3 protein-coding genes are annotated in these 2,312 nt (G+C 56.4%); all 3 read left to right on the top strand.

Annotated features, from left to right (window positions below):
* Window positions 1-250: 250 nt before the first annotated feature.
* Window positions 251-943: a hypothetical protein gene (locus JNN07_27800; GenBank protein ID MBL9171567.1), complete on the top strand. Its 693-nt coding sequence runs from the start codon at window positions 251-253 to the stop codon at window positions 941-943.
* Window positions 940-1,311: a hypothetical protein gene (locus JNN07_27795; protein MBL9171566.1), complete on the top strand. Its 372-nt coding sequence runs from the start codon at window positions 940-942 to the stop codon at window positions 1,309-1,311. Before JNN07_27800 ends, JNN07_27795 begins: the two co-directional genes overlap by 4 nt.
* Window positions 1,308-2,312: hypothetical protein (locus JNN07_27790; GenBank protein ID MBL9171565.1), on the top strand; the 1,005-nt coding region annotated here is incomplete at its 3' end. The genes JNN07_27795 and JNN07_27790, both read left to right, overlap by 4 nt.

Below are 2,312 nucleotides of genomic sequence, written 5' to 3'. Positions count from 1 at the left end.
CATGCCGTTCCGCCATCGCTCGGTTCTGTCACGCGGTTTTAGACGAGAAGCCGCGCCCCAAACGCCGAGCTTCCGCTCGTCGATTAGCTCCGCCGACTCCCGTCTCGAGCCCAGAGCCGGCCCCGCCCGCAACTCCGGTATCTCCCAACCTCGGCTCCGAGCTCAGCTCATCGCCCTCTACCATTTCACCCACTCCTCGTTCCAAAGGTCCGCGCATCGCCAACATCCGTCTCGCTGAACCCAATAAACCATGAAACGTCTTATTCTCATCCTCAACGGTAAGGGAGGTGTCGGTAAAAGCTTCTTTGCCATCAACCTCGTCCAGTTCTTCAAAGACCAGCACATCGCTCACTATGCTTTCGACAGCGACAACGAGAACTCCACGCTCAAGCGTTTTCACCCTGAGGCAGGATTTATCGATCTGAGTCTCCCTCGCGACCTCGACCGGATCCTCGAGGCGCTGGAGAACCACGCGCTGGTGGTCGTGGACTGTCGAGCGGCATCGACCGATCTGTTTCTGGATTACTTCCGTGAAATTCGTCTGAGCGAAGTGCTCAAAACCCTCCAAGCCTCTCTGACTCTGATCATTCCCATTAACCACGAGCCGGACAGCCTGGATCAGGTTCAGCGGCTTTCCGATGACCTAGGGTCTGGTGCCCAGTACCTCATCGTCCGCAACGCTGCCCACAGTGAGAGCTTCGCCTTGTATGAAACCTCTGTGGTCAAAACACATATTTTAGGCTCATTGGAGGGACGCGATATCTCCATGAGCCGCATGCCCGATTGGCTAGTCGAGTCCCTCAACCGAGAGAATGCCACCCCCTCCACGGCGAAGTCCCATCCAGCTTTCAGTCTGCTCGATCGGCAGCGGCTTCAGAGCTGGCAACGGCGGCTATACGACCAACTCGAAATCGTAAAGAGCCTCCTCATTCCGATGCCATGAAAGCACACGAAATCGCGCCTTCCCCCTGTGATGGTGAGCTGAAGTCGGCTATCGAGGCCTGGCGTCAGCAACACCGTCTTCGGGAGGACGACGCAGTTCTGCTATTGGTGCAACTCCTGAAGATTCATCAGGATCACTGGGAAGCCCTTCGCAAGAAGGACTTTCCCTCCTTTGAACCTCTGCGTGTGGACATTGGAACCTTACTCGATGTCAACCGCGCGCTTCACAAGCAGGCTCAGACGTTGTCTGTCAAACTTGGGAAGGCGAACCGAGGTAAAGACGTTGGCACTGTCACCCGGACGGCAGCCTGGCTGGCCGCATTGGCCGGAGTCCTGGGCGGATTCCTGATTGGAAAGGTCTATCAATGACTCCACTTCACTTCCCGGCTCTGACACCCTTGTTTCCGTGGGCCTCGGACTTCCACTCCCGACTCGAAAGCGGCTGGATCTTTGCTTTTGGTCTATTCCTGCTCGGATTCGCGGGTTGGTTGCTGTTTCGCCCCATTCCTAAGGCAATCGTCGCTCGGTTGGGTGGGGTTGTCTGGAAGCGCGGGCAATTCTGCCGCGGATGGCTCATCACCGGGGATACCGGCTCAGGCAAGACTTCCTCCGGGATTAACCAGCTTGCACACCAGGTCTTTCAGAACGAACCCGACTGGGGCGGCTTGTGCATCGACGAAAAAGGGGTCTACTGGGAGACCTTGGCCGCGATGGCCCAACGCTACGAACGCAGTGATGAGCTGATTCAGCTCCAGATACGCCCAGACCAAGCCCATGAAGCCTGGCGTCCGCCTCAACGCTTCAACCTCACGGGTGATCGTTCCATCCCTTTCACCACCTATGCCAAGTTTGTGGTCGATACTGCAACCAGCCTAGGGCAGGGGGGCGACAAAGGGTTTTTCAAGAGCCAGGCTCAAACCCACATCCAACATGCCCTGGAACTTCTCTATGAACTCCGATTGCCGGTGACTTTGCTCGGAGCGTTCGAGCTCCTCTCGGACGATGTGCGATTGCGGGACGAACTGGGCTATCTCGGAGAATTGCTCGAAACCCCTCGGAGATCAGCTTTGGTGGAACACTTTGAGAACCGCTTTCTTGGGCAACCTCCGGAACAATTGGGTGGCGTCCGAGAAACGATCAGCAACTACCTCCAGTTTTATATCACCCCGGAAATTGCGGAGGTGTTTTGTTCTGCGGAGAGCAGCTTCGACTTCGCAGAGATCGATCAAGGGCGAATCATCCTCACGACCATGCCGCAGAAGTTCCAAACGGAGCGGCGGTACGTGAACACGTTCTTAAAACTTCTGTATTACCAACATGCGTTGCGCCGATTCGACAAACCTCGAGCCGTCCGTGCCAAAGACAACCTG

Source organism: Verrucomicrobiales bacterium (assembly GCA_016793885.1).
Lineage (GTDB): Bacteria > Verrucomicrobiota > Verrucomicrobiia > Limisphaerales > UBA11320 > UBA11320.
The sequence above is the reverse complement of the archived record's forward strand: the minus strand, read 5'-3'. Positions and strand labels throughout refer to the sequence as shown.